Here is a 4,373-nt window from a genome sequence, read left to right on the forward strand (position 1 = left end):
GACTTAAAAGTCTGCACAATCTTTTGTGCGAGTTATTTTTTGTTCAGTGAACAAGCTAAATGGCGGGTCGCACAGCAGGCGCAGTCTTGATTTTTTGGTTCGTTTTGCATCAAGGCAAAATGAACGAAGGCAAGCATCGGTAAGATGCGCGGCAGTAAATAAGCATAATTAAAAAAAAAGATAAATTCGTCAGATATGTCAGGTTTTGTAAGAATAGTGTGTTTGATAGGCTGTAGTAGTATAGTAATTATACTTTAGTAGAATTGTCAAGTTGTTGGAAAATCAACTTATAAGAGAGTTTTAATTTTGTTATTTCTTTCTAATAAATGAAACATAATAGATATTTAACATGTTGAAGCATATAGTAAAAACATAAAATAAATTCAGATTATGAAAAACAGGGCGAACAGAGTATCTATAATAGTGTATAGTTATTTTTATCTTAATAAAGAACATTATCTGGATTCGTTGGAAGTTGTAAGATAAGTAAGAAAAATTTACTTTTACATATCGAAACGAAAAACAGATAGTGAAATGAAAAGAATCTTATTCGGACTTATATCCGTTCTATATATGGTAGATGTGATGCCATGTACTAATCTCCTTGTCGGTAAGTCTGCTTCTATTGATGGATCTACCATGATTTCATATTCGGCCGATTCGTATGCCCTGTACGGAGAGTTATATCATTGGCCGGCGGCAAAATATCCTCAGGGCGAGATGTTGAAAGTATATGAATGGGATACCGGAAAATTTTTAGGCGAAATAAAACAGGTTACGGAAACTTACAATGTTGTAGGCAATATTAACGAATATCAATTATCGATAGCAGAAACTACGTTTACAGGACGGGAAGAACTAATAGATACAACAGGAATAATAGATTACGGAAGCCTTATTTATATTACACTTCAAAGGGCAAAAAGTGCAAGAGAGGCCATAAAAACCATGACAGATTTGGTTGCTGAATATGGTTTTTACAGTGGAGGAGAATCATTTTCTATTGCCGATCCGAATGAAGTATGGGTGCTGGAAATGGTTGGAAAGGGCACTGGAAATAAGGGTGCTGTTTGGGTTGCAGTACGTATTCCTGACGACTGCATATCGGCTCATGCAAATCAGGCACGTATACAACAGTTTCCGTTAAACGACCCCGAAAACTGTTTATATTCGAAAGATGTAATTTCTTTTGCCCGGAATAAAGGATATTTTACAGGAAAAGATAAAGATTTTAGCTTCGCAAAAGCTTATAACCCCCTCGACTTTGGCGGACAACGCTATTGTGAAGCCCGTGTATGGAGCTTCTTCAATAGGTTCAACAAAAACATGTCTCACTTTGTGTCGTATGCTAAAGGCGAAACAAAAGAACCAATGCCGCTTTATATAAAACCCGATCACAAACTGTCGCTAAGTGATATAAAAGAGATGATGAGGGATCATTATGAAGGTACTGATTTAGATTGGAGACATGATGTGGGAGCAGGTCCGTTCGAGTCGGCATACAGATGGGCTCCACTTGAATGGCAAGTTGATTCGGTAAAATATTGTAATGAACGTCCTATTGCTACTCAGCAATCGGGTTTTGTTTTTGTTGCTCAAATGCGCCAATGGTTACCCAATATTATTGGTGGGGTTTTATGGTTCGGAACCGACGATGCTGCACATACAGTATTTGTTCCTATGTATTGCTCTATGACAGATATTCCCGAGTGTTACAGGGTTGGTAACGGCGATTTGTATACCTTCTCATGGACATCCAGCTTTTGGATTCATAATTGGGTGGCTAATATGGTGTATTCAAAGTATAACTATATGCATGAGGATGTAAGGAAAGTTCAGCAAAGTATTGAACAAATGTTTCTCGATAATCAGGACGAAACAGAAAGAAAAGCTCTTAGCAAATATTTCGATTCGCAGGCAGATGCAGTATCATTCCTTACCGAATACAGTAATCAACAGGCTCAATCTACTTTTGATAAATGGAAAAAGCTGGGAGAATTTCTTCTTATTAAATATATGGACGGAGTTGTCAGAAAGGAAGAAAACGGGGTGTTTACACGAAACGAATACGGAGAACCTACATCACCTCAACGGGTAGGATATCCTAAAAAATTCTATGAAAAAGTGGTAAAGGAAACCGGAGACAAATATAAAGTATTGCAATAATATACAACTATGGGTAAAATAGTTTGGAGTTTCCGTTTTATTTTACTTGTATACTAAAGAAAATAATCTATCTTTGTAGCCGCAAACAAAAAGGTTCCTTGGCCGAGTGGCTAGGCACCGGTCTGCAAAACCGTCTACGGCGGTTCGAATCCGCCAGGAACCTCCCAGAAGAGAAGTTAAGTAATTAGCTTCTCTTTTTTCGTTAAACTAAAATCCTCAAAAATACACCATAACTAATTGATACACAGCGAGCACTAAAAGGTCTTGAATTTCGGTAAATGGTTAAACTGAAAAATTGAAAAATCAGGTTCGACCTACCGAGTGTGCAAAAAGTGTACATTGAAAAGAAACCTTTGACCTTCCAAATTTCTATTCTTAGAAAATAAAAAGAAGTTCAGTTATGGTTAAGTTGAAATTTATCATTCGAGACGATGCTCTCGTTTTAAGAATCAGTGAAAATAAGCAGAGGTATTACAAATCAGTAAAACACTTATTAAAGGGAAACCCCAATATTGACCGTCATTGGAATAATGACAAAGAACGGTTTACAAGTTACGCAGTATCCTATGCTGAAAATAATCAGATACTAGATGACTTTAAAGGTTTCTACCAGTCATTAATCAAAGAATACCCGGAGCTGTCGGCCAAACAAGTGGCCCAATTTTATTCTTCAAAACCACAAGAAGAAGCGACTGAAATTGAAACCCCGGCGGTATGCAACAATAACCTGGACCTTGTTGAAAATTTCCTGGAGGTGGTTATCGAAAGGGAAAAAGCTAAGCAAGGTTGCAACTTTGAGGCATATTACAAACTGCAAAGGAAATGCCGGAAAATCCTCAAAGGATACTCATCTCTCAATTTCCAGTCAATAAATTTCGATAAGTGTGTAGCAATAGCCCACATCTTTGCCAAAAATGGCGGTTATAGAGGAACTGCTAAAGCTTTCCGCAATCTTCTGGGGAAAGCTTCAAAAGACTCTTCGGTTAATTTCACTATCTCCCAGATTGGTGATTTTAGCTTCAATAACTATGACCCTAAAATTAATGAGATAGACACAAAGAAACCTGATGTCCTATCTCCGGAGCAACTAAAAGAATTTCTTACATTAGACTTATCCCAGACAACCCCAACCTACAAAGACCGCAAACAGGTTGAATTGTACTATGATTTCTGTGTATTCATGTTCCATTCATTCTTTGCCCCATGTGATGTCATAAAACTGAAATACAAAGACATCAATAAGCAAAATATGATCCATGTAAAGAGGAAGAAGACGCATAAGGCACTGGAAATACCTCTCAATCCTGTAATGGAAAATATTATCAACAAGTATCGCGGAAAGACTAAAAATGGATATGTGTTCCCGATTATGGATGACGAACTGGAAAAGCAATACACTACCAAAGACTACCTCTTTAAGAAATTCAGGGAGAGGGTAAATATATGGTTAAAGTGTGTCGGGAAAGAATTGGGTACCGATTACGAACTGTACGCTTATGTATTCAGGCATACTGCCATTACAGTAGCTCTGGACAGCAATATCCCTCTTTCTTACGTGGCCATGGCTGCCGGTACCAGTATTAAGATGATTCAGGATCATTATTACAACGGAAATAATTCCCAAAATACAGATAAGCTGCAACAAGTTTTTATGAGTGCTGCTTATTAATATAAATCATCACAATGAAGAAAAATACAACAAAATCTATAACTAAGTTTTATGTATCGATTGATGGAAAAGAAACAGCCTTTAGAACCAAAGCAACCGCTATTAAGATTGGCAAAATGGCTATGAAGGTAAATAAGGACGTGAAACTTATTGAGGAATATCTTCTTTGGGATATTGTTCCAGGAGTTCCGGCCAAGCTGATCGACAAACAGAGATTTGATAGAACAATATTAATTAATTTATAACGAAGAGTATGAAAAAGATTTTTTCAAATGGTATGGGAAACTTTTGCCGGAGGAAAAGATAAGGCTTCTCGAATACAAATGGATGTTCAAATAAGATTATGAAAGCATACAAAATAAAGGTTTCCATCCAGAAAACGATAACGGTTTATGAGGATGAATTTAGAGAAGAAGATGATATTGGGCAAAAATTTGATGAATTTACTGCACAACAATATGCAAAAGTGTATAATATAATTGAAAAGTAGTCCACTAAAATAATTGAAAAGTATACCACCAGTTAGGTAAAATGTGTG

Annotated in this window: 4 protein-coding genes and 1 tRNA gene; all 5 read left to right on the top strand. The window is 36.6% G+C overall.

The window, feature by feature from the left end; all coding sequences use genetic code 11:
• The first annotated feature begins 534 nt into the window (after nucleotides 1–534).
• The 5 genes from D0T53_RS13290 (at nucleotide 535) to D0T53_RS13310 (ending at nucleotide 4,325) form a co-directional block, all read left to right on the top strand.
• Entirely contained in the window at nucleotides 535–2,166 is a 1,632-nt protein-coding gene (locus tag D0T53_RS13290) for a dipeptidase (RefSeq protein ID WP_163268701.1), read from the top strand.
• A gap of 92 nt (nucleotides 2,167–2,258) precedes the next feature.
• Nucleotides 2,259–2,329, top strand: a tRNA-Cys gene (locus tag D0T53_RS13295).
• A gap of 237 nt (nucleotides 2,330–2,566) precedes the next feature.
• Entirely contained in the window at nucleotides 2,567–3,835 is a 1,269-nt protein-coding gene (locus D0T53_RS13300; protein ID WP_163268703.1) for a hypothetical protein, read from the top strand.
• Nucleotides 3,836–3,849: 14 nt separating this feature from the next.
• Nucleotides 3,850–4,080, top strand: coding sequence for a hypothetical protein (locus D0T53_RS13305; protein ID WP_163268705.1), 231 nt, complete (start codon nucleotides 3,850–3,852; stop codon nucleotides 4,078–4,080).
• A 98-nt stretch (nucleotides 4,081–4,178) separates the two neighbouring features.
• Nucleotides 4,179–4,325, top strand: a complete 147-nt coding sequence (locus D0T53_RS13310; RefSeq protein ID WP_163268707.1) for a hypothetical protein — start codon at nucleotides 4,179–4,181, stop codon at nucleotides 4,323–4,325.
• Nucleotides 4,326–4,373 lie beyond the last annotated feature (48 nt).

The organism is Dysgonomonas sp. 216 (assembly GCF_010501065.1).
Lineage (GTDB): Bacteria > Bacteroidota > Bacteroidia > Bacteroidales > Dysgonomonadaceae > QVMM01.